At 73.9% G+C, this 26,535-nt stretch carries 25 protein-coding genes; 9 read left to right on the top strand and 16 right to left on the bottom strand.

Going from position 1 to position 26,535, the window contains the following annotated elements; all coding sequences use genetic code 11:
- Positions 1–68: 68 nt before the first annotated feature.
- On the top strand, positions 69–2,717 hold the full coding sequence (locus ACPXCS_RS00125; RefSeq protein WP_425945795.1) for a cellulose binding domain-containing protein: 2,649 nt from the start codon (positions 69–71) through the stop codon (positions 2,715–2,717).
- Positions 2,718–2,990: 273 nt separating this feature from the next.
- Here the strand turns inward: ACPXCS_RS00125 and ACPXCS_RS00120 are convergent, their stop codons facing one another.
- Both ACPXCS_RS00120 and ACPXCS_RS00115 read right to left on the bottom strand, forming a co-directional pair.
- Positions 2,991–3,734: a class I SAM-dependent methyltransferase gene (locus tag ACPXCS_RS00120; RefSeq protein ID WP_425945794.1), complete on the bottom strand. Its 744-nt coding sequence runs from the start codon at positions 3,732–3,734 to the stop codon at positions 2,991–2,993.
- Positions 3,735–3,738: 4 nt separating this feature from the next.
- Complete coding sequence (locus ACPXCS_RS00115) at positions 3,739–4,044, bottom strand: 4a-hydroxytetrahydrobiopterin dehydratase (protein ID WP_425945793.1); 306 nt, start codon at positions 4,042–4,044, stop codon at positions 3,739–3,741.
- Positions 4,045–4,171: 127 nt separating this feature from the next.
- On the opposite strand from ACPXCS_RS00115, the gene ACPXCS_RS00110 reads away from it, so the two are divergent.
- On the top strand, positions 4,172–4,978 hold the full coding sequence (locus ACPXCS_RS00110) for a helix-turn-helix domain-containing protein (protein WP_425945792.1): 807 nt from the start codon (positions 4,172–4,174) through the stop codon (positions 4,976–4,978).
- Here the strand turns inward: ACPXCS_RS00110 and ACPXCS_RS00105 are convergent.
- Positions 4,960–5,391, bottom strand: coding sequence for a hypothetical protein (locus ACPXCS_RS00105; protein ID WP_425945791.1), 432 nt, complete (start codon positions 5,389–5,391; stop codon positions 4,960–4,962). The genes ACPXCS_RS00110 and ACPXCS_RS00105 overlap by 19 nt on opposite strands.
- Positions 5,392–5,616: 225 nt before the next feature.
- Between ACPXCS_RS00105 and ACPXCS_RS00100 the strand changes: the two genes are divergently transcribed.
- Positions 5,617–6,480 (top strand): helix-turn-helix domain-containing protein, encoded by an 864-nt coding sequence (locus ACPXCS_RS00100; RefSeq protein WP_425945790.1) that lies wholly within the window; start codon positions 5,617–5,619, stop codon positions 6,478–6,480.
- 135 nt (positions 6,481–6,615) lie between these two features.
- Positions 6,616–7,083: a nitrate reductase molybdenum cofactor assembly chaperone gene (locus ACPXCS_RS00095; RefSeq protein ID WP_425945789.1), complete on the top strand. Its 468-nt coding sequence runs from the start codon at positions 6,616–6,618 to the stop codon at positions 7,081–7,083.
- On the opposite strand, the gene dnaK is transcribed toward ACPXCS_RS00095, so the two are convergent.
- The 8 genes from dnaK to ACPXCS_RS00055 all read right to left on the bottom strand — a co-directional run bounded on the left by dnaK (position 7,080) and on the right by ACPXCS_RS00055 (position 17,372).
- Complete coding sequence (dnaK, locus tag ACPXCS_RS00090) at positions 7,080–8,966, bottom strand: molecular chaperone DnaK (RefSeq protein WP_425945788.1); 1,887 nt, start codon at positions 8,964–8,966, stop codon at positions 7,080–7,082. The genes ACPXCS_RS00095 and dnaK overlap by 4 nt on opposite strands.
- A gap of 63 nt (positions 8,967–9,029) precedes the next feature.
- A complete protein-coding gene (locus tag ACPXCS_RS00085; protein WP_425945787.1) occupies positions 9,030–9,770 on the bottom strand; it encodes a glycerophosphodiester phosphodiesterase family protein in 741 nt (246 codons plus the stop codon).
- Positions 9,767–11,152, bottom strand: coding sequence for a hypothetical protein (locus ACPXCS_RS00080; RefSeq protein WP_425945786.1), 1,386 nt, complete (start codon positions 11,150–11,152; stop codon positions 9,767–9,769). The genes ACPXCS_RS00085 and ACPXCS_RS00080 overlap by 4 nt, the downstream gene beginning before the upstream one ends.
- A gap of 171 nt (positions 11,153–11,323) precedes the next feature.
- Complete coding sequence (locus ACPXCS_RS00075) at positions 11,324–11,752, bottom strand: OsmC family peroxiredoxin (RefSeq protein WP_425945785.1); 429 nt, start codon at positions 11,750–11,752, stop codon at positions 11,324–11,326.
- A 74-nt stretch (positions 11,753–11,826) separates the two neighbouring features.
- Positions 11,827–13,557: a DUF2201 family putative metallopeptidase gene (locus ACPXCS_RS00070; RefSeq protein ID WP_425946104.1), complete on the bottom strand. Its 1,731-nt coding sequence runs from the start codon at positions 13,555–13,557 to the stop codon at positions 11,827–11,829.
- 68 nt (positions 13,558–13,625) lie between these two features.
- Positions 13,626–14,687 carry an ATP-binding protein gene (locus ACPXCS_RS00065; RefSeq protein ID WP_425945784.1) on the bottom strand — a complete coding sequence of 354 codons (1,062 nt, stop codon included), beginning with the start codon at positions 14,685–14,687 and terminating at the stop codon, positions 13,626–13,628.
- A gap of 97 nt (positions 14,688–14,784) precedes the next feature.
- On the bottom strand, positions 14,785–16,860 hold the full coding sequence (locus tag ACPXCS_RS00060; RefSeq protein ID WP_425946103.1) for a phage holin family protein: 2,076 nt from the start codon (positions 16,858–16,860) through the stop codon (positions 14,785–14,787).
- Between the two features lie 110 nt (positions 16,861–16,970).
- A complete protein-coding gene (locus ACPXCS_RS00055) occupies positions 16,971–17,372 on the bottom strand; it encodes a hypothetical protein (protein WP_425945783.1) in 402 nt (133 codons plus the stop codon).
- A gap of 83 nt (positions 17,373–17,455) precedes the next feature.
- On the opposite strand from ACPXCS_RS00055, the gene ACPXCS_RS00050 reads away from it, so the two are divergent.
- Together ACPXCS_RS00050 and ACPXCS_RS00045 are read left to right on the top strand one after the other, a co-directional pair.
- Entirely contained in the window at positions 17,456–18,229 is a 774-nt protein-coding gene (locus ACPXCS_RS00050) for an MBL fold metallo-hydrolase (protein WP_425945782.1), read from the top strand.
- A gap of 14 nt (positions 18,230–18,243) precedes the next feature.
- On the top strand, positions 18,244–18,879 hold the full coding sequence (locus tag ACPXCS_RS00045) for a DedA family protein (RefSeq protein WP_425945781.1): 636 nt from the start codon (positions 18,244–18,246) through the stop codon (positions 18,877–18,879).
- Positions 18,880–18,984: 105 nt separating this feature from the next.
- Here ACPXCS_RS00045 and ACPXCS_RS00040 read toward each other — a convergent pair whose 3' ends face one another.
- The 4 genes from ACPXCS_RS00040 to ACPXCS_RS00025 all read right to left on the bottom strand — a co-directional run bounded on the left by ACPXCS_RS00040 (position 18,985) and on the right by ACPXCS_RS00025 (position 23,197).
- Positions 18,985–20,079, bottom strand: coding sequence for an MBL fold metallo-hydrolase (locus tag ACPXCS_RS00040; RefSeq protein WP_425945780.1), 1,095 nt, complete (start codon positions 20,077–20,079; stop codon positions 18,985–18,987).
- A complete protein-coding gene (locus ACPXCS_RS00035) occupies positions 20,076–21,323 on the bottom strand; it encodes an aminotransferase class I/II-fold pyridoxal phosphate-dependent enzyme (RefSeq protein ID WP_425945779.1) in 1,248 nt (415 codons plus the stop codon). The genes ACPXCS_RS00040 and ACPXCS_RS00035 overlap by 4 nt, the downstream gene beginning before the upstream one ends.
- A gap of 233 nt (positions 21,324–21,556) precedes the next feature.
- Positions 21,557–22,234: a hypothetical protein gene (locus ACPXCS_RS00030; RefSeq protein WP_425945778.1), complete on the bottom strand. Its 678-nt coding sequence runs from the start codon at positions 22,232–22,234 to the stop codon at positions 21,557–21,559.
- 168 nt (positions 22,235–22,402) lie between these two features.
- Positions 22,403–23,197 (bottom strand): RNA polymerase sigma factor SigF, encoded by a 795-nt coding sequence (locus ACPXCS_RS00025; RefSeq protein ID WP_425945777.1) that lies wholly within the window; start codon positions 23,195–23,197, stop codon positions 22,403–22,405.
- A 252-nt stretch (positions 23,198–23,449) separates the two neighbouring features.
- Between ACPXCS_RS00025 and ACPXCS_RS00020 the strand changes: the two genes are divergently transcribed.
- Positions 23,450–25,243: a thiamine pyrophosphate-requiring protein gene (locus ACPXCS_RS00020; RefSeq protein ID WP_425945776.1), complete on the top strand. Its 1,794-nt coding sequence runs from the start codon at positions 23,450–23,452 to the stop codon at positions 25,241–25,243.
- Here the strand turns inward: ACPXCS_RS00020 and ACPXCS_RS00015 are convergent.
- A complete protein-coding gene (locus ACPXCS_RS00015) occupies positions 25,197–25,382 on the bottom strand; it encodes a hypothetical protein (protein WP_425945775.1) in 186 nt (61 codons plus the stop codon). The genes ACPXCS_RS00020 and ACPXCS_RS00015 overlap by 47 nt on opposite strands.
- A gap of 157 nt (positions 25,383–25,539) precedes the next feature.
- On the opposite strand from ACPXCS_RS00015, the gene ACPXCS_RS00010 reads away from it, so the two are divergent.
- Both ACPXCS_RS00010 and ACPXCS_RS00005 read left to right on the top strand, forming a co-directional pair.
- Positions 25,540–25,941, top strand: coding sequence for a DUF2795 domain-containing protein (locus ACPXCS_RS00010; RefSeq protein WP_425945774.1), 402 nt, complete (start codon positions 25,540–25,542; stop codon positions 25,939–25,941).
- 108 nt (positions 25,942–26,049) lie between these two features.
- Positions 26,050–26,457 carry a CBS domain-containing protein gene (locus tag ACPXCS_RS00005; protein ID WP_425946102.1) on the top strand — a complete coding sequence of 136 codons (408 nt, stop codon included), beginning with the start codon at positions 26,050–26,052 and terminating at the stop codon, positions 26,455–26,457.
- Positions 26,458–26,535 lie beyond the last annotated feature (78 nt).

The following is a 26,535-nucleotide window of genomic DNA, read 5'->3' as shown; positions in this document are numbered from 1 at the left end:
GCGGTTCCCACCCGCACTGGGAGCCGCCCGGCCCTCGCACGTTCTCCCTCACCGGAAGGAGCCCCACCGTGCGAAGAACCCGCATCCTCACGGCCGTGCTGGCGCTGGCGGCCGGGCTGCTGTCGGGCGCCCCCGGCGCCCTGGCAGCCGACCCGCCGTCGCCGCGGATCACCGCCGACACCTACACCTGGAAGAACGCCCGGATCGACGGGGGCGGTTTCGTCCCCGGGATCGTCTTCAACCGCTCCGAGAGGAACCTCGCCTACGCCCGCACCGACATCGGCGGCGCCTACCGCTGGCAGGAGTCGTCGAAGACGTGGACGCCGCTGCTGGACTCGGTCGGCTGGGACGACTGGGGGCACACGGGCGTGGTCAGCATCGCGTCCGACTCCGTCGACCCGGACCGGGTGTACGCGGCGGTCGGGACCTACACCAACGGCTGGGACCCGAAGAACGGCGCGGTCATGCGCTCCTCGAACCGGGGGGCGAGCTGGCAGAAGACGGTCCTGCCGTTCAAGCTGGGCGGCAACATGCCGGGGCGGGGCATGGGCGAGCGGCTGGCCGTCGACCCGAACCGCAACAGCGTGCTGTACCTGGGCGCGCCCAGCGGCAAGGGCCTGTGGCGGTCGACGGACTCGGGGGTGACCTGGTCGCAGGTGGCGAACTTCCCGAACGCCGGCACTTACGTGCAGGATCCGAGCGACACCTCCGGCTACGCGTCCGACAACCAGGGCATCGTCTGGGTCACCTTCGACGAGTTTACGGGCACGGCCGGCAACGCCACGAAGACCGTCTACGTCGGGGTCGCCGACAAGGACAACGCCGTGTACCGGTCGACCGACGCGGGCGCGACCTGGCAGCGGCTGGCCGGCCAGCCCACCGGCCACCTCGCCCACAAGGGCGTGCTCGACGCGAGGAACGGCCACCTGTATCTCGCGTACAGCGACAAGGGCGGCCCGTACGACGGCGGCAAGGGCCGGTTGTGGCGCTACGCGACCGCGACGGGCACCTGGACGGACATCAGCCCCGTGGCGGAGGCCGACACGTTCTACGGCTTCAGCGGGCTGACCGTGGACCGGCAGAAGCCGGGCACGGTGATGGCGACCGCGTACAGCGCCTGGTGGCCGGACACGCAGATCTTCCGCTCCACGGACAGCGGCGCGACCTGGACCAAGGCCTGGGACTACACCTCGTACCCGAACCGCGAGAACCGCTACACCATGGACGTGTCGTCCGCGCCGTGGCTGACCTGGGGCGCGAACCCGCAGCCACCCGAGCAGACGCCGAAGCTGGGCTGGATGACCGAGGCGCTGGAGATCGACCCGTTCGACTCGAACCGCATGATGTACGGGACGGGCGCGACGATCTACGGCACCGAGAACCTCGGGAACTGGGACAGCGGCGGCAAGTTCACCGTCACACCGATGGTGCGGGGCCTGGAGGAGACCGCGGTCAACGACCTCGCCTCTCCCCCGTCCGGGGCACCACTGCTGAGCGCGCTCGGTGACGTCGGCGGCTTCCGGCACACGGACCTGACGAAGGTCCCGCCGATGATGTTCACGCAGCCGAACTTCACGACGACGACGAGCCTGGACTTCGCTGAGTCGAAGCCGGACACCGTCGTCCGCGTGGGCCAGCTGGACTCGGGCCCGCACATCGCGTTCTCGACGGACAACGGCGCCAACTGGTTCGGCGGGAGTGACCCGTCGGGCGTGAGCGGCGGCGGCACGGTCGCGGCGGCCGCGGACGGCAGCCGGTTCGTGTGGAGCCCCGAGGGCACCGGTGTGCACGTCACGACCGGGTTCGGCACGTCGTGGCAGGCGTCGGCCGGGATCCCCGCCGGTGCGATCGTCGAGTCGGACCGGGTCGACGCCAGGACCTTCTACGGCTTCAAGTCCGGGAAGTTCTACGTCAGCAGGGACGGCGGGGCGACGTTCGAGGCGTCACCGGCGACGGGCCTGCCCGGCGGTGACAGCGTCCGCTTCAAGGCACTGCCCGGCGGGAAGGGCGACATCTGGCTGGCGGGCGGCGCCCCGGACGGCGCGTACGGCCTGTGGCACTCCACGGACGGCGGCACGAGCTTCACGAAGCTGCCGAACGTCGAGCAGGCCGACACCGTCGGCTTCGGCAAGGCGGCGCCCGGTGCCTCCTACCAGACGCTCTACACCAGCGCGAAGATCGGCGGGGTGCGCGGCATCTTCCGCTCCACCGACAAGGGCGCGAGCTGGACCCGCGTCAACGACGACGCCCACCAGTGGGGCTGGACCGGCGCGGCGATCACCGGCGACCCGCGGGTCTACGGCCGGGTCTACGTCTCGACGAACGGCCGCGGCGTCGTCTACGGGGACAGCTCCGACGGCGGCACCACGGATCCGGGGCCCGGCCCCGAGCCGGCCGGCGCCTGCAAGGTGACGTACAAGGTGACGGGCCAGTGGTCGGGCGGCTTCCAGGCGGAGGTGCAGCTCACCAACACCGGTACCGGCGCCTGGAACGGCTGGTCGCTCGGCTGGTCCTTCGCCGACGGCCAGAAGCTGACCCAGGCGTGGAACGCCGAGGCGGCGCAGTCGGGCACGGCGGTGACGGCGCGCAACGTCGGCTGGAACGGCACGGTGGCGGCGGGTGCGTCGGTGAGCTTCGGCTTCACGGCGAACGCGTCCGGGACGAACACGAGACCGACCGCGTTCAGGCTGGGTGACCAGAGCTGCACGGTGGCCTGAGGGGCCTTCGGGGGCGCGGCCCGGATCCGGGTCGCGCCGGGCACTTCCGGGGCGCCGCGGCGGGCCGGCCGGTCCCGGGCCGCCCGGACCGCGACCCGACGCACTTCGACGTCCCGCACGGTGACCGGGCGGTGCGCCACCGCCGGTGCACCGACTTCCTCGACCCGGACAGTGCGTGGCGGGAGTTCGGCGGAGCCGCCGGCATCGACATGCCGCACCTGCCGGCCGGAGGCGCGTCCCGGCGGCTCTTCGACGGACCGGGCTCGGTCGGGGCTAGCCGGGTTTGCAGAACGCCCGCAGGCTGAACACCGGGTCGGGGCGGGGCCGGTCCTGGTCGGGCAGGCGCGCCAGCCGCTCGGCGTACTCCTCCGCGAGGGGCTCGCCGGGCGGCAGGGTGACGAACCAGCCCCGGCGCAGGTCGGCGATCGTGCGCCGGGGGCTGCGGCCCTGGCCGTGCCCGGTGAACCGGGCCTGCCCGGCCGGGACCAGACCGTGGGCGGCGGCGTGCGCCTCGACGTCGGCCGCCGCGTCCCAGACCGGGCTGGGCGGCCGGGAGGACAGGACGACATCGATGTCACTGCCCACGTTGTGCGAGGCGGCCTTGTCGACCGTCGTGACGTACACCCCGCCGGGACGCAGCACCCGGGCGCACTCGCCGACGACGGCCCGCACGTCGGCGGGCCCGGCGGCCAGGTGCAGCAGCCACACCGTGCAGACGGCGTCGAACTGCCCGTCGCGGAAGGGCAGTCGGCGGCCGTCGGCGCGGACGATGGCGCCGGGCAGCCGGGCGGCGGCCTGGCGGGCCATCGCGGGGGTCAGGTCGGCGCCCGTCACCCGCAGGCCGGGGCGCGCGGCGGCGAGCCGCCGGGTGACGATGCCGGTGCCGCAGGCGACGTCGAGCAGGTCGCGCGTCCGGGGCGGTACGAGAGCGAGCACCGCGTCCGCGGCGGCGGCGGCCCGGGGCTCGCCGCCGCGGGAGGCGTCGTACCGCTCCGCTTCCTTGTCGTAGTCGAGCACCCGGTCAGTGTGCCCCGTGTCCGGGGGCCAGGTCCTCCACCTTGCGGGCGAGCTCGAAGTCCTTCTCGGTGACGGCGCCGCCCGCGCTGTGCGTGTGCACGGACAGGGAGACGCTGTGGTAACCGAGCGTGAGGTCGGAGTGGTGGTCCAGTTCCTCCTGGACCTGCGCGATGTGCACGACCATCGCCGTCGCGGCGAAGTGCGAGCCGAGCCGGTAGGAGCGGGTGAGGCGGTCCCCGTCGAGCGACCAGCCCGGCAGTTCGGCCAGCCGGTCCTCGATCTCCTGCTGCGACAGCGGTTCGACGGGCATGCGCTGTGCTCCTTCCCTCGCTGCGGGTGTCCCGGTCGCCTCTCAGCCTGCCACAGCACGGCGTCCGGGACCCTGGTCGCAGCGGTGAGCCCTGTCCGGTGGGGCGGTTCTCGGTTACGGTCCCGGCATGACCACTCACCCGTCCACCGCGGAGCAGGGCGTGGGTCCCCTGCTGCGGGCCTGGCGCGAGCAGCGGCGGGTCAGCCAGCTGGAGCTGGCCCTGCGCGCGGACTCCTCGGCCCGCCACATCAGCTTCGTCGAGACGGGCCGGTCCCGGCCGAGCGAGGAGATGGTGCTGCGGCTGGCCGAGCACCTGGACGTCCCCGTCCGGGAGCGCAACGCGCTGCTGCTGGCGGCCGGTTACGCCCCGCGCTATCCGGAGACGCCGCTGGACGACCCGGCGCTGGGGGCGCTGCGCGAGGGCATCGAACGGCTGATCGGCGGTTACGAGCCGTACCCGGCGCTGGTGGTGGACGCGCGGTACGACGTGGTGGCGGCCAACCGGGGGATCATGGCGCTGGTCGACGGCGTCGGGCCGGCCCTGCTGGAGCCGCCGCTGAACGCCATGCGGCTGGCGCTGCACCCGGAGGGCCTCGCACCGCGGATCCGGAATCTGCGGGCCTGGCGCGGACACCTGCTGGAGCAGATGGAACGGCAGATCGCGCTGCGCCGCTCCGAGCAGCTGCGGGCGCTGTACGAGGAGGTGGCGGCGTATCCGGTGCCGGACGAGGATCCGGCCGGGGAGCCCGCCGAGCCGGTGCCGTACTTCGCGCTGCCGCTGCGGATCGCGCACGAGGGGCGGACGCTGTCGTTCATCTCCTCGATCTCCACGTTCAACACGCCGATGGACGTGACCGTCGCCGAGCTGGCCGTGGAGACGCTGCTCCCGGCGGACCCGGCGACGGCGAAGTACCTTCAGACGGCGCTGTCCTGACGCTGACGGGCTCTGAGCGCGGTGTACTGGAGCGCGGCGAAACCGGCCACGGTCAGCGCCTGGAGGACCGTCCACACCGCGCCCGCCGTGGTCGGGGAGAGCCACAGGACCGGCGCCACGAGGCTCAGCGCCGTCCAGGCCAGGTTGGCCTCGACGACCGCCCGCACGCCGAGCGCGGGCGGCCGGCGCCGGGCGGCGAGCAGGCCCACGCCGGCCGCGTAGAGGGCGAGGAAGGCGCCCAGCGCCAGCAGCAGGTTCGGGTCGGCCCCGAGGAACCGCCCCAGCGGGCCGGACAGGGCGAGGTAGGCGAGCGCGTTGGTTCCGGTCACGGCGGCGTCCAGGGCCAGGAAGCGGCGCAGCATGGTCTGGGGGTCGGAGGTCCGGGCGAGCGCGGCGAGCTGGGTCGCGGACATGGGGCGTCATCCTCCGTAGGTCGATGGGGCGGGTCCCGGGCCGGAGTGCGCCGGCCCGGAACCCGGTGGCTTCACGATCCCGTGCGGGCGGCGCACGGTCGATTACCCGTGGGGTAATGCCGCCGCGCTCCCCCGGTCCGCGATCTCCACGCCGCCGGGCCTGTGAAGCGGGCCGCCGGGCATGCCACACTGATCGCGAACTTGGGCACGTTGGGGAGGCGTGGCGTGAGCGAACGGCGGGCCGCACCCACCGTGGGTCAGGTGGTGCTGGGCAAGCGGCTGCAGGAGCTGCGCGAGGCGGCGGGCCTCAGCCGTGACGAGGCCGCGCGCGTGCTGCGCGTCGCCCCGGCGACCGTCCGGCGGATGGAGACCGCCGACGTCGCGCTGAAGATCCCCTACGTGCAGATCCTGCTGACGGCGTACGGGGTGGCCGACGACGAGGTGACCGCGTTCGTCGAACTCGCCGAGGAGGCGAACCGGCCCGGCTGGTGGCAGCGGTTCCACGACGTGCTGCCCGAGTGGTTCAGCCTGTACGTGAGCCTGGAGGGCGCCGCCCGGATCATCCGGTCCTACGAGCCGCACTTCGTGCCCGGGCTGCTGCAGACCGAGGGGTACGCGCGGGCCGTGCTGGAGTCCGGCACCATCGCGAACGCCGGTCCCGAGGCGGTCGAGCGGCATGTGTCGCTGCGGATGGAGCGGCAGCGGCTGCTGGAGCGCGCCGACCCGCCGCACCTGTGGGTGATCATGGACGAGACGGCGCTGCGGCGCCCCGTGAGCATCGACGGCCGGGTGATGCGCGAGCAACTGGACAAGCTGCTGGAGTACGCGGCCCGCGACCGCGTCACGCTGCAGGTCGCCGAGTTCAGGGACGGCCCGCACCCGGGCACGTACGCGCCGTTCTCCCTGTTCCGCTTCGCCGAGCCGGAACTGCCGGACATGGTGTTCACCGAGTACCTGACCGGCGCGCTGTACCTCGACTCGCGCAAGGAGGTCTCGGCGCATCTGGAGGTCCTGGACCACATGACGGCCCGGGCGGGCTCCGCCCAGCGCACGGAGGAACTGCTGCGGGAGTACCGGGACCGCTACTGAGGCGGGCTGCCCGACCCGCTGACGTCATGGCACGGGTACTGACCCGTACGGGCCCCGCCGACAGGTGTGGTTCCTGGCCCGCCCCTAGCGTCGGCACCACGGGGCAGCCGAGGGAGCGCACCCGAAGGAGGTCCGATGCCCGGATTCGAGGTGCTGTACCAGGCGGCCGCGCTGTGCCTGATGTTCCCCGACGACGACTTCCGCACCCGGCTGCCGCTGGTGCGCGAAGCCGCCCCGCCGCTGCGGGAGTTCGCCGACCACGCGGCGCTCACCCCGCCGCGCGAGCTGGCGGCGCACTACGTCGAGGTCTTCGAGGCGGAGCCGGACCACAGCCTCTACCTCAGCGCGTGGCGCGAGGCGGCCCCGACGCCCTCCGAGGAGCTGTACCGTGCCCACGGCCTGGAGACGACCGGCGAGGAACCGCCGGACTTCCTGCCGGCGGTCCTGGAGTGCGCGGCCCGCACCGGCGACACCCAGCTCCTGGCCGACCACCACGACGGCCTGGAGCTGCTCCGCTCCCGCCTCACGGACTTCGGCACGCCGTACGCCACGGTCCTGGACGCGGTGTGCGCGACCCTGCCGCCCGCCGGGGGCGGGCCCTAGGCGGCGCCGCCCCCGGTGTCCCGCCGGTCCTTGTCGTCGTCCACGATCTCCGCGTCGACCACGCCCTCCTCGTCCTGCGGTGCGGTGCCGGTGGTGCCGTCCTGGGGTGGGTGTGGCTGCTCGGTTGCGGTCTGGGCCCGGGCGTACATCGCCTGGCCCATCTGCTGGCTGACCGCGGCGAGTTTCTCGACGCCGGTGCGCAGGGCGGCGGTGTCGGCCTGCTGGTCGAGCAGGGTCTTGAGCTCGCCGACGGCCGACTCGACCTCGGAGACGGTGTCGGAGGGCACCTTGTCGGCGTTGTCGCGCAGGAACTTCTCGGTCTGGTAGACGAGTTGCTCGGCCTGGTTGCGGGTCTCGGCGGCCTCGCGGCGTTTGCGGTCCTCCTCGGCGTACTGCTCGGCCTCGCGCATCATGCGGTCGATGTCGTCCTTGGGCAGGGCCGAGCCGCCGGTGACGGTCATCTTCTGTTCGCGGCCGGTGGCCATGTCCTTGGCGGAGACGTGCATGATGCCGTTGGCGTCGATGTCGAAGGCGACCTCGATCTGCGGGACGCCGCGCGGGGCGGGCGGCAGGCCGGTGAGGTCGAAGACGCCGAGCTTCTTGTTGTAGGCGGCGATCTCGCGTTCGCCCTGGTAGACCTGGATGCCGACCGAGGGCTGGTTGTCCGCTGCGGTGGTGAAGATCTCCGAACGCCGGGTGGGGATCGTGGTGTTGCGCTCGATGAGCTTCGTCATGATGCCGCCCTTGGTCTCGATGCCCAGGGACAGCGGGGTCACGTCGAGCAGCAGCACGTCCTTGACGTCGCCGCGCAGCACCCCCGCCTGGAGCGCGGCGCCCAGGGCCACGACCTCGTCGGGGTTGACGCCCTTGTGCGGGTCCTTGCCGGTGAGCTCCTTGACGAGGCCGGTCACGGCGGGCATGCGGGTCGAGCCGCCGACGAGGATGACGTGGTCGATCGCCGAGAGCTGCACGCCCGCGTCCCGGACCGCCTGGTGGAACGGGGCCTTGCAGCGGTCGAGGAGGTCCGCGGTGAGCTCCTGGAACTGGGCCCGGGTGAGCTTCTCGTCCAGATGCAGCGGCCCCTCGGCGGAGGCCGTGATGTAGGGCAGGTTGATCGTCGTCTCGGTGGAGCTGGACAGCTCCATCTTCGCCTTCTCCGCGCCCTCGCGCAGCCGCTGCACGGCCATCTTGTCCCGGGCCAGGTCGACGCCGTGCTGCCCCTTGAAGCGCTTGACCAGGTACTCGACGATCCGCTGGTCCCAGTCGTCGCCGCCGAGGTGCGTGTCGCCGTTGGTGGCCTTCACCTCGATGACGCCCTCGCCCATCTCCAGCAGTGACACGTCGAAGGTGCCGCCGCCGAGGTCGAAGACCAGGACCGTCTGGTCGTTCTCCTTGTCCAGGCCGTAGGCGAGGGCCGCGGCCGTCGGCTCGTTGATGATGCGCAGCACCTTCAGGCCGGCGATCTCCCCGGCCTCCTTGGTGGCCTGCCGCTGGGAGTCGTCGAAGTAGGCGGGGACGGTGATCACCGCGTCGGTGACGTCCTCGCCGAGGTAGGACTCCGCGTCCCGCTTCAGTTTCTGCAGCACCCGCGCCGACAGTTCCTGCGCGCGGTAGCGGGTGCCGTCGATGTCGCCGTGCTCCGGGAAGCGCCAGGCGGTGTCGCCCATGTACCGCTTCACCGAGCGGGCGGTGCGCTCCACGTTCGTCACGGCCTGCCGCTTGGCGACCTCGCCGACCAGCACCTCGCCGTTCTTGGCGAACGCCACGACCGAGGGCGTGGTCCTGGCGCCCTCCGCGTTGGCGATCACCGTGGGCTCACCGCCCTCCAGCACGGCGACCACCGAGTTCGTGGTTCCGAGGTCGATCCCGACCGCACGTCCCATCGCTGTCCCCTTCCGCCAGGGCACCCGGCACACTCTCCAGCACAAAACTTGAGTGCGCTGTTGTCAATGCCGCGTGGGGGTGATCGGGTCGCGCAGCGCGACGGCACGCCGGGGCCGGTCGGTGACGAGCACGTCGACGCGCGGGTGGGCGAGGAACGCACGCATGAGGGTGTCGTCGTTGACGGTCCACACCATGGTGAACAGACCGCGCCGGGTCGCCTCGCGCAGCACGTTCGCCCTGGCCAGCCGCTGGTGCACGGCGACGCCGTGGGCACCGCAGGCCCGGATCCTGCGGGCCGGGAACAGCTCGCTCAGGCGGGTCCCCGGCAGCCGGGCCAGGGCCAGTTCCCCGCGGTCCCGGCCCAGGGACAGCGCCGTGCGGACGCCGGGGTGGGAGCGGGTGACGGCGGCGACGGAACGGTCCTCCAGCGTCGTCACGACGAGCCCGTCCTCGCCCAGCAGGGCCACCGCCCGGTCGATCACCTCCCGCTCGTAGCCCACCTCCTTCAGGTCCAGGTGGGCCACCAGCTTCCCGGCGATCAGCGCCATGACCTCGTCCACCACGGGCACCTCGTAGCCGGCCCGCTCGCTCAGCTCCGCGTGGGTGAGCGCGGACAGCGGCGGCCCGGTGGCGCCGACCCGGGGGTCGTGGTGGACGACGAGGACACCGTCGCCCGTGCGGCGGACGTCGAACTCGACGTACTCCGCGCCGGACTCCAGCGCGTCCCGGTACGCCTCCCAGGTGGCGGCGCCGGCGCGTTCACAGCCGCCCCGGTGGGCGGAGACGGCGGGATGGTGCGTCATGGCCGGGGGCTCCGGGAGGGCGTGCGCGGGTTCGGGACGGACGGGAACTCGTCGTCGGGGGCGGGCGGCAGCGCGCCGGAGCCGGCGCGGACCCGTCTGAGCAGGATCCAGCCGGTCAGGACGAGGACGACGAAGGGCAGCCAGGCCAGTGCGTAGGCCGTCCCGTAGGCGCGCAGGTCGAGGATGGAGCGGTGCTCGTCCACGTCGGTGCCGTTGACGCCGAAGAAGGCCAGCAGCAGCGTCGGCGGCAGGGCGATCAGCGTGGCGGTGGCGACCAGGCCGGAGACCGTGCGGTCGCGGCGGTCGTCGCGCTCGGCGAGTGCGGCGTCCAGGGCGGCCGAGCGGGCGCTGATCACCGAGGTGAGGCGCTCGACCATGCGGGCCGAGTTCTCCAGGCTGTCGCGGATGCCGAGCGCGTCACCCAGGGAGGACTGGAACGCCTCGGTGATCGTCTCGGGGATCAGCAGGCTGTCGACGTAGGCCTCGACGCCGAAGGCGAGGTCCAGCTGGAGTTCGTTGACGCCCGCGGACAGGCGGGAGATCAGGGAGCGGATCCCGGTGGGCGAGTCGGCCGGGCTCTGCTCGTTGACCTTCATCAGGGCGAAGGCCGCGAGGCGGGTGCGCTGGAGCACGGCCAGGGCGGAGATCATGCCGATCGCCACGAGGGCCAGGCCGTTCTCGACGTGCGGGGCCCAGCCGGCCTGGACGGAGACGCCCCGGCCGAGGGCGGACAGGGTGAGCCCGTGGTTGCGCAGGTGCGGTGCGAAGCTCTGGTCGTGGGGCGCGGCGGGGTTCCACGGCATCCTGCCGCGGTAGACGATCTCGTTGAGCAGGACGGCCTTGCGGGCCACGTCGGCGCCGAGCAGCTCCTGCTGCAACCGGCCGCCGGGGAAGACGAGTTGGTGCACGTTCTGGCCGAGGGCCGGGGGGCGGCCGCCGAGCCGGGCGGCGAGGGTGTGCAGCAGCGGGCGGTCGTCGAGTTCGATGCGCTCGCGGTCGAAGCAGGTGCCGGCCAGCCAGACGGCGAGGGCCCCGGCCGGGGTCTCGCCGGCGAAGTCGCAGTCCAGGACCAGGGTGGCGTCGCCGCGCGGGGTGGTCACGACGAGGATCCGCACGGACGCGAGGCCGAGGCCGTGGTCGCCGTGCGGCAGCCGCAGCCGCCCGGGCGCCACCAGCTCGTCGAGGACCGGGAGCGGGAGCACGTCCTGGCTGGTCGTCAGGTGGGGGGCGAAGCGGCCGTAGTCGTAGCGGTCGACGAGGGCGCCGAGTCCGGTGTCCCGGGGGCGCAGCCGGCCGGAGAGGCTGAACAGCAGCAGGACACGGGTCCGGTCCCGGCCGGCGGAGTCGAGCGCCGTCGCGCTGGTGGACGTTCCCGGCAGCATCGCGTTCCTTCCGGCCCGTCGGTGGGGAAACGACTGGTTCCTACCCCGGGCGCACGGGGCGAACCGGCGACGCGTGCGGGCCGTGTCCCGGTGGGCGGCACACGGCCCGTACCGTCCACGGCACGCGGACCGCGCCCCTTCGGGCGGGCCCGCGTGACGTCGGGGTGCGGGTCAGGTGAGCTTGGCCGTCAGGGTGATGGGCGTGGCCTTCAGGGCCTGGCTGACCGGGCAGCCGACCTTGGCCTCCTCCGCGGCGGCGAGGAAGGCCGCCTCGTCCATGCCGGGGACGGTGCCCTCGACGGTGAGGTGGATGCCGGTGATGCCCTCACCCGGCTGGAACGTGACGTCCGCGGAGGTCACCAGCTTGGTGGGCGGGGTGCCGGCCTTGTCGAGGATGTTGGAGAAGGCCATCGAGAAGCAGCTGGAGTGGGCCGCGGCGATCAGCTCCTCCGGGCTGGTCTTCCCGCCCGGCTCCTCGGTACGGGCCGCCCAGGAGACCGGCTGCTCGGTGAGGATGCCCGAGGAGTCGAAGGTGACGACGCCGTTGCCCTTGAAGAGGTTGCCTTCCCACACGGTGTGGGCGGAGCGCGTGGCTGCCATGACGCATTCCTTTCGCTGAGTATCCGGAACCCGGTCGCTCGGGGTTCCCGGCCACCATCCGATCACACTCCGGCTCAACTCACGCGGAAGACCGGCCCTCTGGCGCTGAACGGCAGCCGCGCCCCCGGCGGGATCAGGTACGCGTGCTCGCGCCGCACCCGCAGGGCGTCGCACCAGCCGTCCGTGATGATCAGGACGGGCGCGCCGGGCGGGAAGTCCTCCGCGCGGTGCAGCAGGTCGACGCCGGGCTGCAGGACGGTGCCGCCCCGGCCGTGCACCCGCACCCGGCCGGCGATCTCCGTCACCGGCACGTAGCCCGCGTCGTGCGGGGCGGCGTCGCAGAACACGACCCGGGCGGCCGGTACGTCACGGGCCTCGGCGTACGAGGCGATCGCGCCCAGCGCCTTGCCGAGCAGGACGCGGTCCATCGAGCCGGAGGTGTCCAGGACCACGCCGAAGGTGCAGCGGGCGATCTCCTCGGGCGGGAAGTACCGCCCGGCGCGCGGGATGTCGGGGGTGGACGCCTGGCGCCGGGCGGGCCGGGCGTAGGAGCGGACGGGTTCGGGACGGGGCACGAACTCGTCGAACCAGCGGGCCAGGCGCGCGTCCCAGGGCAGCGGCGGGTGGCTCAGCGCCCGGATCTCCTCGACCAGCCCGCCGGGCAGGAAGCCGCGCTCCTGCCGCTGGTGCAGGTCCAGGCCCTGGGCGAGGCCGCGGCGGTAGAAGGCGTCGAGGTCGACGTAGTCGCGGGGCGAGCCCAGCGGGCCGCCGAGGATGTCCCCCACGCCCTTGCCCCGCAGGGTGGCCAGGCGGCGGCGTCGGCGCAGGTCGCCGGCGATGCGGTCGTAGACCTCCTCGGCGGACAGGCCGGCCAGCTGCGGGTCGTGCAGCAGCCCCTCCGGCATGGTGCCGACCTCCATCTCGGTCAGCCAGCCGTTGACGACGTAGTCGCAGGCGACGTTGAACAGGTAGGGGTCGCGGGTGCCGCAGCGGTCGCCGTGGCGCAGGGCGGCGTGCAGCATCTCGTGGGCGAGGACGAACCGCCACTCCTCGTCCTCGAGACCGCGCAGGGGGTTGATGTAGATCTCGCCCGCCTCGGCGTCGACCGCGGCGACCGCGATGCCGTGGGCGCGGGCGAGTTCGGCGTCGGCGACCAGCTTGATGCCGGACGCGATGCCGCCGAGCAGCGGGTAGGAGGAGATGAACCAGCTCAGCGCCCGCTGCCAGGGGCGCGGCCGGGGAGCCTCGCCGTCCAGGCTGTCGCGGCGGCCGCCCGCCAGGTCCATCGCGGCGGACACCGTCCGGGTCAGGGCGGTGGCGAAGGCCAGCTGCCAGTCGGGCGGGCTCGACCAGCCCACCCACGGCACCAGCACCTGGTCGGGCTCGTCGCCGGCCGTGCCGCAGCGCTCGTACACCGGGGGCAGTCCGGCGCGCCGCCAGCGGGCGGCGAGCTGCTCCTCGTCGCCGTCCGGGTAGGAGGCGGGCAGGTGCTCGGGGGTGGCGCCGACGGCGGAGCCGAGCAGGAAGCGGTTGACGACGACGCAGCGGGCGGCGAGGTCGAAGCGGTCGGGCTGGACGCGGTCGCCCTTGGCCGCGGGGACGTGCCCGAAGCCCAGGTGCAGCACGGCGTGGGCGAGCGCCCAGGCCCAGGCGGCGGGCTCGGCGAGCCGCTCCGGGTGGACGTGCAGGTCGCCGTCGGAGTCGACGGCGACGAGGCCGTCCCGGGGCGCGAAGCGGCACTCCTCCTGCCGGCAGACGTCGAACTCCACGGCCGCGAGGGTTGGGTTGGCCCGCATCAGCCGCATGCCCTCGGCGAACGCCTCCCCCGCGAGGTCCCTCTTCTTCCTGCGCTGGTCCTTGCCGTGGCCGCGGCTCACCGCCGCGCCTCCACCAGCCGGGGCATGTCCCGCGCCGCCTCGACGAGGAACCAGGAGGGCAGCACGGGGTTGCCGTCGGCGTCGGAGGCGATGACGGTCTGGGCGACCTCGACGGAGATCTCGGCGAGCTGCACCAGCAGCGACTTGGCGCGGTAGGCGGTCTGCCGGCCGTTGGCCGACATGTGCTCCTTGCTGACGGGCAGTTCCTTGACCAGACGGCCGCGGAAGGAGTCGGCGAGGTAGTAGAGCAGGTCGCGGTCCTCCGGCCGGTTCGGCCAGCGGGCGTCGCCCTTGATGATCGCCTCGATGCCGTACCGGCTGCGCACGATCTTGACGTAGCCGCAGAAGGCCTGCGCGTGCGCGGGCGTGAGCGTGCCGTGCACGAGCACCCGCAGCGTCTCCTCGTCCAGGTCCCGGCCGAAGGAGTGCAGGGCGTCGGAGAGCATGTGCCAGGAGCGGGGCGTGGAGAACGGCTCCTCCGTCTTCGGCGGCTTGGACCACAGGTGGTCGGGCCGGTCGGTGAGATGGTCCACGATCCACGGGTGGATGCCGTTGCCGCCGGCCCAGGCCAGCCAGTCCTTGGCGGAGGCCTCCAGGTGCACATGGGTGAGCCGGTTGACCAGCGCGGAGGCGATGGGCCGGGCGAGCGCGTTGTCGGTGGCGCGGTTGCCGGCGCCGATGACGATCGAGCCCTTGGGCAGTTCGTAGGTGCCGATGCGGCGGTCCAGGATGAGCGAGTAGAAGGCCTTCTGCACGTCCGGCGTGGCCGCGTTGAGCTCGTCGAGGAACAGGCAGTACGGCTCGTCGCGGGCGATCGCCTCCGGCGGGCAGAACACCGAGCGGCCGTCGCGGATCTGCGGGACGCCGATGAGGTCCTCGGGGGCGAGCTGGGTGCCCAGCAGGCTGACGCACTCCAGGCCCAGCGACTCGGCGAAGTTCCGCACCAGGGAGGACTTCCCGATACCGGGGGCGCCCCAGATGAAGACCGGCCGGACCGTGGCGAGGCCGAGCAGCAGGTCGGGGATGCGGGCGGGCGTGACCGTGACGGCTGCCTGCAAAGCAGCGACTCCTCGGGGGTGTTCGACGGGGACGCGCGGAGGTGCGGCGTCCGGTCCGAACAGTGTGGGCGGACGGCCGGTGCGGCGCAGCCGAATTTCAGGCGGCCCGCTCCTCCTCGCCGGTCTCCAGCGGCACCTGCGGTCCGTTCGACTCGCGCAGCCAGCGGCGCAGCACCCGGTGCACCTGCTCGGCGCCGACGAGTTCGGCCCCGTCCTCGACGGGCACGGACAGCGCGAGCGGCGACAGCACGAACGGCTTGGCCTGGGCGCCGCCGAGACCACCGTGGGAGCCGATCTGCTCCTCGAAGGCGAGGACTTCGCCGTCGGCCGGGTCGTGGAAGGAGTTGACCATGATGTCGGCGGCGTGCGGGAAGGAGTGCGTGCGGCGGACCGCGTCGGCGGCGCCCGGGCCGAACGCGGCGAGCGGGCCCGGGTTGTCGTCGAGGTCGGCCAGCGGGATCTCGGCGCCGTACGCGCCGAGGACGACCCCGCCGTGCTTCTCGCTGCGCACCAGCAGGAAGCCGATGCCGGGGTGGTTGGCGAGGGTCGGCAGCAGCGCGGGGTGGCGGGCGTCGATCTCCTCCTTGCTCATCCGGTGGCCGACGTCCGGGAAGGAGACGAGCCCGAGGTTGCCGGAGGCCAGCACGATCGGTTCCTCGCGGCGCCCGGGCCGGTGCCGCTCGCCGCTCTCCTCGACCGGGATGCGCAGCGCGGCACGGACGGCGGCGCGGGCCTCCGCCCCGCTGCGGGTGCGCTCGGCCCGGCGCGGCACGGGCAGTCCGCAGCCGGCCCGGACCAGGTCGGCGAGGGTGAGGCCGTAGCGGGAGCGGAAGGTCTCGCCGGGGCTCTGGCCGTGGTCGGACAGCACGACGATCCGGTACGGGCGGGGGGCGTGCTCGGCGACGTTCTCGATCAGGGCGAGGCAGCGGTCGAGGCGCTGCAGGACCTTGCGCGCGTCACGGCTCGCCGGTCCTGAGTGGTGGGCGACCTCGTCGTAGGCCACCAGGTCGGCGTAGACGGCGGTGCGTCCGGCGAGCATGTCGCCGGTGACGGCGGAGACGACGACGTCCCGCTCGACGACGGTCGCGAAGGCGCGGACGAGCGGGTAGAGGCCGCCGCGGGAGACGCGCGGGCGCTGCTTGTGCAGGCGGGCCCGGGTGGACTGGCCGATCTCGCGGCCGACCTCGGCGATGAAGGACAGCGCCGTGCGCACGGCGTTGGCCGGGTCGGAGAAGTAGGCGAAGTAGCCGTCCCGGGAGCGGTTCTCGCGGCTGCGGCGGCGGGTGGCGATGGACAGCACCAGGGCCTGTTCGTCGGCACCGCCGCCGAAGAGGTTGCCGCGGCTGGCGCCGCCGACGGTGAGCAGGCCGCCGTGCCCGGCGTGCCGGACGGCGCGGCGCTGCAGTTCGGCGGCGCTGGTCGGGCGGTTGCAGACGACGACCTCGCGGGTGTCCTTCTCGTACCAGCGGAAGGCGGGGACGTCGTGGTTGCTGCCGTGCAGGATGCCGAGCTGGCTGGCACCGGTCTGGCTCGACCAGTCGGTGCGCCAGGGGGTGAGCCGGTGGCTGGGACGGCCGCCGGGGCCCGGGTCGAGCCAGCGGGCGACGGTGGGCATCAGGCCCTCGCCGACCGCGTCGAGCAGCGTGTCGTGGCCGACGCCGTCCAGTTGCAGGAAGACGGTGCCGGGGCTGGACGGTGGTGGCGGTCCGGACCGGCGGCGGCGGTCGGAGAGGCGGTACAGCCGGCGCCGGTAGGCGTCGTCGTCGCGCACGGCCAGGGCGGCGCCGGTCGCGGACGCCACGGCCGACATCACCGCGGCCACCACGACGGCGGTCTCCGGGGCGGCGGCGCCGCGCTCGGCGGGGTTCAGGTTCAGGGCGAGCAGCAGCAGCGCCCCGTTCAGGAAGAAGACCAGCAGGCCCAGCACGAGCGCCGGTACCAGGAGCAGCAGCCGGACCAGCAGCGGCCACACCACGGCCGACAGCACGCCGAAGGCGCCGGCGCCGAACGCGGCCGTGACGGCGATGTCGGTCGCGCTGTCGCCGTCCGCCGAGCGGAGCCGGAAGTCCGGCAGGATCCCGGCGAGCACCAGCATGGTGACGGTGGATACCGCCCACACGGCGACACTCCGCCCGACCTGACTGGCGACCCGCCGCCACCACTCGCCCCGCACGCCCAGCCACCTCACGTCCCGGCCCGCCGCCACCTGGGGCCCTCCCCCACGGTGTCACAACGCCCGGCAGGGCTCCTTCGTCCCCGGCTCCTACCCCCGGCCAGGGCTTTTCAGCGGCCGTCGTAGCCCGCCGTCGGCATCGACAGGCGGCGGTGCACGCACGCCTTCATCGCCGCGTCGTACGCCGGTTCCGCGTGCCCCACCGTCTCGACGCGCACCCCGCGCCGCGCGCACTCCGCGGTGAACTCCTCGACGGAGGCGAGCGCGCTCTCCAGGACGCGGCGGCTGGGCGCCACGAACAGGTCGAGGCCGGGCCGTACCCCGTCCCACAGGGCGCCGTGGTCGGGCCGCAGTCCCCGGACGAGCAGTTCGCGGCTGACCGTGTAGCCGCGCTCGGCGGCCCAGCGGGCGCACATCGCGTGCTGGCTGCGGGAGTCGACCAGGAACGGATCCTGGTCCAGTTCCTCCAGCGGCGTCAGACTCGCGATCGCCGTGACCCGCACCGGCACCATGGCGTCCCCCCTCACCTCCGGTTTCGCCGCCGACCCTACTCCTGCACGTAGGCTTCGGGGAGTCGCGCGAAGGAGGCAGAGAAGTGCCGGTGGAGATCACCTGGTGGGGTCACGCCACTTGCACCGTGGAGGACTCGAACGTGCGCGTGCTCACCGACCCGCTGTTCGCGCGCCGGCTCGCGCACCTGCGCCGCCGGCGCGGGGCCCTGCCGCCCCCCGGCGCCCACCGCGCGGACCTCGCGCTGGTCTCGCACCTGCACGCCGACCACCTGCACGTGCCGTCGCTGATGCGGCTCGCCCCGGGCACGCGCCTGCTCGTGCCCCGGGGCGCGCGCCGGGCGGTGCCCGCGCTGCGCCGGCTCACGCACCTGCGGGTGAGCGAGGTGGCGCCGGGCGACGAGACGGCGGTCGGCGACGTCGTCGTTCGGGCCGTGCCGGCGCGCCACGACGGGCGGCGGCTGCCGGTCGGACCGCACCGCTCCCCCGCCCTCGGCTACGTCGTGACCGGCGAGGCCCGGACGTACTTCGCGGGGGACACCGGGCTGTTCGACGAGATGGCCAAGGAGGTCGGGCCGGTCGACGTGGCGCTGCTGCCGGTGGGCGGCTGGGGGCCGTACCTGGGCGAGGGGCATCTGGACGCGGGCCGGGCGGCTCAGGCGCTGGCGCGTCTCGGGGCGCCCAGCGCGGTGCCGGTGCACTACGGCACGTACTGGCCGATCGGGATGGACGCCGTGCGCCCCCACGAGTTCCACGCGCCGGGCGACGAGTTCGTACGGCTGGCGGCCCGGCACGCACCCGGTGCGGCCGTGCACCGGCTCGGGCACGGCGAGAGCGTGCGGCTGGCGGCGGCGCGGTGACGTGGTCCGGGCCCGTGGCACAGGCCGGGCTGCCCCTGCTCGCCGCGTCGGTCCTCACCCCGGCGTCCGTGGTGCCGGAGTCGACGCAGCAGGCGATCGGGTATCCGACGCTCTTCCTGCTGGTGCTGGCCGGGGCGCTGGTGCCGGTCATCCCGACGGGGGCGCTGGTGAGTTCGGCCGCGGTGGTGGCGTTCCACCAGACGGCGCCGTTCTCGCTGGCGATGGTGTTCGTGACGGCGTCGCTCGCGGCGTTCCTCGGGGACGCGGCGCTGTACTGGCTGGGGCGGCGCGGCCTGCAGTCGAAGAACGGGTCGCGATGGCTGGAGGCGCTGCGTGCGCGGGCGCCGGAGGACCGGCTGGCGCAGGCGCAGGAGAAGCTGGCCGGGCACGGGGTCGCCGTGCTGGTGCTGTCCCGGCTGGTGCCGGCCGGGCGGATCCCGGTGATGCTGGCGTGCCTGCTGGCGAAGTGGCCGCTGCGGCGGTTCGCCCGGGGGAACTTCCCGGCCTGTCTGGCCTGGGCCGTGACGTACCAGCTGATCGGGATCCTCGGCGGGTCGTTGTTCGACGAGCCGTGGGAGGGTGTCGTGGCGGCGATCGGGCTGACCTTGCTGATCAGCGTCGTGCCGGGTGTGGTGCGGCGGGTGCGGTAGGGCTCTGTCGGGCCGCAGCGTCCGTGGGAGCGCCTGTGATGCGCGGGGTGCGGGTCGTGTGTGGTTGCCCGCGCGGTTCCCCGCTCCCCTTCCGGGCGCGTTTTCCTACAGCACCTTCGAAGCGCCCACCGGCATGTCCCACAGGTTCTCGCGGGGCAGGCCCGTCTTCTTCCAGGCGGCCCGCACGCGGGTGAGGGGTTCCATCACCGGCTCGGCCGACAGCACGAACGTGCCCCAGTGCATGGGGGCCATCCGGGCCGCTCCCAGGTCCTGGGCCGCCCGCACGGCTTCCTCCGGGTCGCAGTGGACGTCGCTGAGCCACCAGCGGGGGTCGTAGGCGCCGACGGGCAGCAGCGCGAGGTCGATACCGGGGTAGCGGCGGCCGATGCGGGAGAACCAGTGGCCGTAGCCGGTGTCGCCGGCGAAGTAGACCCGCCGGCCGTCCCGGTCGGTGAGCACCCAGCCGCCCCACAGGCTGTGGCAGGTGTCGGTGAGGGTGCGCTTGGACCAGTGGTGGGAGGGCACGAAGTCGAAGCGGACGCCGTCCAGTTCGGCCGCCTCCCACCAGTCGAGCTCCGTGACGCGGGTGAAGCGGCGGCGGTGGAACCAGCGGGCGAGCCCGGCCGGGGCGAACACCGGGGTGTCGCGCGGGAGTCGGCGCAGCGTGGGGGCGTCCAGGTGGTCGTAGTGGTTGTGGCTGATGACGACGGCGTCGACGCGCGGCAGGTCCTCCCAGGGGACGCCGACGGGCGTGATGCGGGCCGGGGTGCCGAGGATGCGGCGGGACCAGACCGGGTCGGTGAGGACCGTGAGCCCGCCGATGCGCAGGACCCAACTGGCGTGTCCGGCCCAGGTGACCGCGACCGTGCGGGCGTCGACGCGGGGCAGCGGGGCCGGGGCGTAGGGCAGGCGGGGGATGTCCGCCAGGCCCTCGGGGCCGGGTCTGACGGCGCCTTCGCGGGCGAAGCGGGCCATGGCCTTCAGGCCGGGGAGCGGGGCGGTCAGCCGGTCGTGGAAGGTGCGCGGCCACACCCGGCGTTCGGCCAGGGGCCGGGGTTCTGCCAGGGGCGGGTACGGGGCCGCCACGGGGGGCGGGGCCGCCAGGGGGGACGGGAGGGCCGCGGCGTCGGCTTCCCGGGGGACGCGGCCGGTGGCCGAGCCGGTGATGGGTCCGGTGGTCGACTCGGACTGCTGCGTCATCGCGGAGGCTCCCCTCGCTGAGCGTCGTCGCGGAGATCGTCGAAGACCGACTTGAGCCGGCTCAACGCGCGTTGCACGTGCGGCAGTTCCAACGGCGCGGGTGAGGTGAGGCATTCCGCGCGTTCGCTGTCGGAGCCGGCCAGCAGCGCTCCGGTGGAGAGCCGCACGCGCGGGGCCTCGAGACCGTCGCCGAACCGGTGGCCGCCCGGCGCGGGCATGCCGAGCCGGGCGGTGAGGAAGTCCTCCAGTTCCTGCGCGTCGCCGACGCCGTGCGCGGCCAGGGCGGGGCGCAGCGGGCCGAGGTCGGCGTACAGGTGGCGGCCGGAGCGCGGGGGCCGGGCCAGGGCGCCGGCGGAGACCACGGCGGAGTGCGCGGCGGCGGCCAGGCGGGCGTGCAGGCGCACGGCGGCGGTCACCCGCCGGGCGACCGCATCCGGCTCCCCCAGGGCGTGGCCGGCGGCCGCGGCGACCGGGGCGGCGACGCGGCCGTCCAGGGCCGTGAGGACGTCGAGCACGCGCGCGTGGAGGCCGTCGGCGTCGGCGCCGGCAGGGAAGCGGGCCACGGCGGCCGGCCAGCCGGGCGGGAGCAGGGCGCCGGCCAGGTCGGAGACGACGGTGACCCGGTCGGGCAGCATCTCGGCCGGGCTGAGCAGCACGGTGTCGTGCGGATCGTGCAGGGTGTCGCGCCAGGTCTCGTCGCTGACCAGGTGCAGGCCCTCCCCCTGGGCGGCCTCGACGGTCTCGTGCAGCAGCTCGGGAGGGGCCACGGTGGCCGTGGGGTCGTCGGCGACGGACAGCACCAGCAGACGCGGGTCGCCGCCCTCGGCGCGGACCCTGCGCACCGTCTCCAGCAGGGCGTACGGGTCGGGCACGCCGCCGCTCTCCGGCGGGGTCGGCACGTGGAAGGCGGGGCGCCCCAGCAGACGGGCGTACGGGGCCCACCAGGCGGCGCAGGGCCGCGGCAATAGGACGTCACCGCCGAGGGCCGCGGTCAGCGCCAGGAGCAGGGTGGGCGCGCCGGGGGCGGCGGCCACGCGGCCGGGGTCGCAGTGCAGTCCGCGCCGGTCCCAGTAGCCGCAGGCGGCCTCCCTGAGGGCGGCTCCGCCGCCGACCGGCTCGTGGCCGCCGCGGGAGGCCGCCGCCGCGAGCACCGCGGACAGCTCGGGCAGCACGGGCAGGCCGTCCTCGGGGAGCGGCGGCCCGAACCGGACCGGGCCGTGGCCTTCCGGGTCCGTCCGCCGCATCCGTACCTCCGCAGTGACTGGTACCGCCGTGTCGTGCCGTCTTCTGCGCCTGCGCCGTCCGCCGCCCGGTGGTCCGTGCGGCGTCCCGTCCCTCGGCCACTGAGTACCCACGGTGCGGCCGCCCCATGGGCCCCGCCCGGGTCGTGACGGTCACAGCATGAGCGGGCCGGGCCGGGGAAGCGGGGGGCGTGCGAGGTGGTGACGCGCGCCGGGGTTCGTGGTGTGCGCCCAGGTCAGCGGTGGGCGTCGCCCTCCCGGTTGCGCAGCCGGTGCACCGCGGCGCCGCACGCGCCGGCGATCAGCACCCCGCCGATCACCAGGGCGGGCACGGAGTCGGTGAACGTCCCGCCGCCACCGGCCCGCACACCGCGCTGCACGGGGGCCTCCCCGCATGCGGTGGGGTGCGGTTCGTGGTGGTGCGACGGCGTCGGGCAGGGGTGGTGCGGGGGCTTGTGGGTGGGCCGGTGGGACGGCGGGTGGGGGCCTGTGCCGTGGGCGACCGTGAAGGTCGCGCTCCACTGCTTGCCCTCCCCGCCGGGGGCGGCCGGGCAGGTGCCGTCGACGGTCCACGCGGAGTCCTCGCCGAGGGCGTCCGGGTCGCCCTCGAAGTTCTCGGCGGAGACGATGAGGGCCGTGCCGCGGTAGGCGGGGCCGGACAGCTCGTCGTCGTTGCCGGTGACCTTCCGGAGCGCCACCGTGCCCTCTTCGAAGGCCTGCGAGGTGGCGTCGAGGGTCTCGGGCGGCGGTCCCCCGGCCGGATCGCAGGTGACGGAGACCGTGAGCGTGCCGCCGGGCCGGACGGTGGCGGGAGCGACCTCGGCGGCGGGTTCGGCGAGCACCGCCGGGGCGGGGCCCAGCAGGGCCCAGCCGGTCAGGGCGGCTACGGACAGTACGCGGGGGGTGCGGCGCATGGAGCGAGCTCCTTCGGGCGGCGGCGGAAGGCCCTGCTGCCATCACAGCCAGCCCGGCCCGTCGCCGCGCGCGGCCGGCCCCCATTCGCGGGACGGCATCCCGCCGACCGGGTGAACGAGGACCCGGTCGTGCCCGGCGGGCGGACGAAGGGACCGCGCGGACGCGGCCTAGGCGACGTCCCGCATGACCTGCTCCCGCACCCGCCCGCAGCACCGGCTGATCAGCCGGGAGACGTGCATCTGCGAGATGCCCAGCTCCTCGGCGATCCGGCTCTGCGTCATGTCGTCGAAGAACCGCATGTACAGGATCGCCCGCTCCCGCTCCGGCAGTGCCGCGAGCCGCCTCCTGACGGCCTCCCGGTCGACGACGGTGTCCAGCGCCGGGTCCGTGGCGCCGAGCGCGTCGCCCAGGGAGTAGCCGTCCTCGCTGCCGGGCAGCTCCGCGTCCAGGGACAGCGCCGTGAAGCTCTCCAGCGCCTCCAGGCCGGCCCGGACGTCCTCCTCGCTCATCTCGGTGTGCTCGGCGATCTCGGCCACGGTCGGCCGGCGGTCGGAGACCGTCTGGGACAGCTCCTGACAGGCGGAGCGCACGCGGTTGCGCAGGTCCTGGACCCGGCGGGGCACGTGCAGCGTCCACATGTGGTCGCGGAAGTGCCGCTTGATCTCGCCGGTGATGGTGGGCACGGCGTAGCTCTCGAAGGCGTGGCCGCGCTCGGGGTCGTACCGGTCGACGGCCTTGACCAGGCCGAGAGCCGCGACCTGGCGCAGGTCGTCGAAGCTCTCGCCGCGGCTGCGGAAGCGTCCGGCGAGCCGGTCCGCCATGGGCAGCCAGGCCTCGACGATCTCGTCACGGAGCGCGTCCCGCTCGGGGCCCGCGGGCAGCGTGGAGAGCCTGCGGAAGGCGCCGGCGGTGTCGGGGGCGTCGTCGTGGGGATGCTGCCTGGCGCTGGTTCGGGTCTGCATGATGCGTCGCAATTCCCTTGATAGTGCTCTGGGTTGGACGGGTCACCGTGGGAACGCCGAAACGGTGCGGACGAGGGCGCCGGTGGCGGCGCACGGGGCCGCTCCCACGGACGTGCCTCCTGTCCGAAGCACTGGGGTGCGCCTGCCCCCGGCCCCCGCCCGCAAACCCGGGTCCCGGCCCGCGCGTTTTCCGCCGTCGCGCAGGGTGACTCGTAGGGACGGCTCCGTCCCCACGCGTCCGGGAGGTCGTACATGAGCACCAAGGTCTCCGACCATGTCCTGCACAGGCTGCGCGAGTGGGGGGTGGAGCACGTCTTCGGCTATCCGGGCGACGGCATCAACGGCCTGCTCGCCGCGTGGGGCCGGGCCGAGAACGAGCCGCGGTTCGTGCAGTCGCGGCACGAGGAGATGTCGGCGCTGCAGGCCGTCGGCTACGCCAAGTTCAGCGGCCGTCTCGGGGTGTGCGTGGCGACGTCGGGGCCGGGCGCGATCCATCTGCTGAACGGTCTGTACGACGCCAAACTGGACCATGTGCCGGTGCTGGCGATCGTCGGGCAGACGCACCGCACCGCGATGGGCGGTTCCTACCAGCAGGAGGTGGACCTGCACGCGCTGTTCAAGGACGTCGCCTCCGACTTCGTGGAGACGGTGACGGTCCCCGAGCAGCTGCCGAACGTGCTGGACCGGGCCGTGCGCACCGCGTACGCGCGCCGCTGCCCGACCGCGGTCATCATCCCCGGCGACGTGCAGGAGCTCGACTACTCCCCGCCGACGCACGAGTTCAAGATGGTCCCCTCCAGCCTGGACCGCGGCTCGTGGACGGCGGTGCCCTCCGAGGACTCGGTGCGGCGGGCCGCCGAGATCCTCAACTCCGGTGACAAGGTCGCCATCCTGGTCGGGCAGGGCGCGGCCGGCGCGCGGGCCGAGGTGGAGCAGATCGCCGAACTGCTCGGCGCGGGCGTCGCCAAGGCGCTGCTCGGCAAGGACGTCCTCAGCGACGAACTGCCCTACGTCACCGGCTCGATCGGCCTGCTGGGCACGCGCCCGTCGTACGAGCTGATGCGGGACTGCGACACGCTGCTGACGATCGGCTCGTCGTTCCCCTACTCCCAGTTCCTGCCGGAGTTCGGCAAGGCGCGGGCCGTGCAGATCGACATCGATCCGCACATGATCGGGATGCGCTACCCCTACGAGGTGAACCTGATCGGTGACGCCAGGGCCACGCTGGAGCGGCTGATCCCGCTGATCGAGGGCGGCCGCGGCCGCGAGTGGTACGACACGGTGTGCGACAACGTGACGCACTGGCGTGACGTCATGGACCGCCGGGCCGCCCTCGAGGCCGATCCCATCAACCCGGAGCACGTGGCCCGCGCCCTGGACCCGCTGCTGCCGGACAACGCGATCGTCACCTCCGACTCGGGTTCGACGGCGAACTGGTACGCGCGGCACATCACCATGCGCCCGGGCATGCGCGGCTCGCTCTCCGGCACCCTGGCGACGATGGGCTGCGCGGTGCCGTACGTGATCGGCGCGAAGTTCGCGCACCCCGACCGGCCGGCGATCGCGCTGGTCGGCGACGGGGCGATGCAGATGAACGGCATGGCGGAGCTGATCACCGCGGCCAAGTACCGCCACCAGTGGGACGATCCGCGGCTGGTGATCGGGGTGTGGAACAACCAGGACCTGAATCAGGTCACCTGGGAGCTGCGGGCCATGGGGGGCGCGCCGTCGTTCCTGCCGTCGCAGGAGCTGCCGGACGTGCAGTACGCGGCCTTCGCGCGGTCTTTGGGACTGACCGGCATCCGGGTGGAGAAGCCGGAGGACGTCGAGGCGGCCTGGCGGGCCGCGCTGGAGGCGGACGGTCCGGCCGTGGTCGAGTTCCTGACCGACCCGGCCGTACCACCGATCCCGCCGCACGCCACCTGGGAGCAGATGGAGGCGACCGCCGCGTCGATCCTGAAGGGTGACGCGGACCGGGGATCGGTGGTCAGGCGCGGCTTCAAGGCGAAGGTGCAGGAGTTCCTGCCGGGGCGGGAGAAGAAGTAGCGGCCGCGGGGGCGACGGGAGCGCCGGCCGGTTCGCGCCGGCCGGTGTCGCCCTGCGGAAGCAGCAGTTCCTCGTAACGGCCCAGCACCAGCACCACTCCGAGCATCAGCAGCGGAATGAGCACAGCGAGCAACGCCATGGCGTGTCCTTCCCCAGAGATGAGTGGGGGGTGCGATCCGGGTCTCCCGAGGCCGGTGGCGCAAACCAGTGCGACCCGCCGATCCGGTGCGCCGGATCCGTGTCGGCTCCCGGTGTTCGGGTACGCGGTGCGGACCCCCGAAGGTCTGGAGGGAGACATGCAGCGAGGCAGCGACCGGCTGAGCGTCCACCGGGACGACGAGATGAAGCACGAACTGCAGGGCTTGCTCAGGTCCGGGCACCCCACGCGCAGTGAGGAGTGGCACGACCCGGAGCCGGCCGCCGAGGACGACCCCGACGTCGCGTACGGTCCGGTGACGCCGGGCCGCGGGCCGACGGACCTGGAGTCCGTGCGGCTGGACCTGGCCAGGATCCTGGGCCGCAGGGTGTTCCCCGCGAGTCCGCGTGAGCTGGCCCGCGAGTTGCGCGACCGGCAGGCGCCCGACGGGCTCGTCGAGGCCCTGGAGCGGCTGCCGCGCCAGGAGCACTACGGCAATGTCCAGGAGCTGGCCCAAGCCCTGGTCCGGGCCCGGGAGACCGGTCCGCAGGAGTACGCGTAGGGACCCGCGCGGGACACCGCGGCAGCACCCGCCCGGTGCGCCGCGGTGTCCCCGTCGGCCCGGCAACGGACGGAGACAGCGGTGAAGGCCGAGTTGGTCAAGGACGTGATGACTCCGGGTGTGGTCGCCGTGCGCCCGGACGCCTCGCTCGTCGAGGCGGCGCAGCTGATGCGCACGCAGAACATCGGCGACGTGGTGGTGGCCGACGGTCAGGACGTGATCGGCGTGCTCACCGACCGTGACATCACGGTGCGGGCCGTCGCCGACGGCGCCGACCCCATGACCGTCAGCGCCCGGGCCGTGTGCACGAGGGACCCGGTCACGGTGACACCGGACGAGCGCGTGGAGACGGCGGTGGCGCTCATGCGCGAGCACGCCGTGCGCCGGCTGCCGGTGGTGGAGAACGGGCTGCCGGTCGGCATCGTCAGCCTCGGCGACGTGGCGGAGGCCGAGGACCCGGCGTCGGCGCTCGCGGACATCAGCCGCGCCGAGCCGGACGCCCGGGACGGCGTCTAGCTGTATTGACCCGGAGCGTTGTTCACGCGGCTGATCGGTGGCTTGCCGCCGAGTGCGGTGTGGCAGCGGTGGTGGTTG

This window comes from Streptomyces sp. DT190 (genome assembly GCF_049846985.1).
GTDB lineage: Bacteria > Actinomycetota > Actinomycetes > Streptomycetales > Streptomycetaceae > Streptomyces.
Note: the sequence above shows the minus strand (reverse complement) of the source record. Positions and strands in the feature narration are given on the sequence as shown.

Excerpts from the sequence above, each read along its gene's own strand:
- ACPXCS_RS00115 (WP_425945793.1), bottom strand. The coding sequence starts at position 4,044 with ATGCCCGTCGAACCGCTGTCGCAGCAGGAGATCGAGGACCGGCTGGCC.
- ACPXCS_RS00110 (WP_425945792.1), top strand. The coding sequence starts at position 4,172 with ATGACCACTCACCCGTCCACCGCGGAGCAGGGCGTGGGTCCCCTGCTG.
- ACPXCS_RS00105 (WP_425945791.1), bottom strand. The coding sequence starts at position 5,391 with ATGTCCGCGACCCAGCTCGCCGCGCTCGCCCGGACCTCCGACCCCCAG.
- ACPXCS_RS00095 (WP_425945789.1), top strand. The coding sequence starts at position 6,616 with ATGCCCGGATTCGAGGTGCTGTACCAGGCGGCCGCGCTGTGCCTGATG.
- dnaK (WP_425945788.1), bottom strand. The coding sequence starts at position 8,966 with ATGGGACGTGCGGTCGGGATCGACCTCGGAACCACGAACTCGGTGGTC.
- ACPXCS_RS00085 (WP_425945787.1), bottom strand. The coding sequence starts at position 9,770 with ATGACGCACCATCCCGCCGTCTCCGCCCACCGGGGCGGCTGTGAACGC.
- ACPXCS_RS00080 (WP_425945786.1), bottom strand. The coding sequence starts at position 11,152 with ATGCTGCCGGGAACGTCCACCAGCGCGACGGCGCTCGACTCCGCCGGC.
- ACPXCS_RS00075 (WP_425945785.1), bottom strand. The coding sequence starts at position 11,752 with ATGGCAGCCACGCGCTCCGCCCACACCGTGTGGGAAGGCAACCTCTTC.
- ACPXCS_RS00070 (WP_425946104.1), bottom strand. The coding sequence starts at position 13,557 with ATGCGGCTGATGCGGGCCAACCCAACCCTCGCGGCCGTGGAGTTCGAC.
- ACPXCS_RS00055 (WP_425945783.1), bottom strand. The coding sequence starts at position 17,372 with ATGGTGCCGGTGCGGGTCACGGCGATCGCGAGTCTGACGCCGCTGGAG.
- ACPXCS_RS00040 (WP_425945780.1), bottom strand. The coding sequence starts at position 20,079 with ATGACGCAGCAGTCCGAGTCGACCACCGGACCCATCACCGGCTCGGCC.
- ACPXCS_RS00035 (WP_425945779.1), bottom strand. The coding sequence starts at position 21,323 with ATGCGGCGGACGGACCCGGAAGGCCACGGCCCGGTCCGGTTCGGGCCG.
- ACPXCS_RS00030 (WP_425945778.1), bottom strand. The coding sequence starts at position 22,234 with ATGCGCCGCACCCCCCGCGTACTGTCCGTAGCCGCCCTGACCGGCTGG.
- ACPXCS_RS00025 (WP_425945777.1), bottom strand. The coding sequence starts at position 23,197 with ATGCAGACCCGAACCAGCGCCAGGCAGCATCCCCACGACGACGCCCCC.
- ACPXCS_RS00020 (WP_425945776.1), top strand. The coding sequence starts at position 23,450 with ATGAGCACCAAGGTCTCCGACCATGTCCTGCACAGGCTGCGCGAGTGG.
- ACPXCS_RS00015 (WP_425945775.1), bottom strand. The coding sequence starts at position 25,382 with ATGGCGTTGCTCGCTGTGCTCATTCCGCTGCTGATGCTCGGAGTGGTG.
- ACPXCS_RS00010 (WP_425945774.1), top strand. The coding sequence starts at position 25,540 with ATGCAGCGAGGCAGCGACCGGCTGAGCGTCCACCGGGACGACGAGATG.
- ACPXCS_RS00005 (WP_425946102.1), top strand. The coding sequence starts at position 26,050 with ATGACTCCGGGTGTGGTCGCCGTGCGCCCGGACGCCTCGCTCGTCGAG.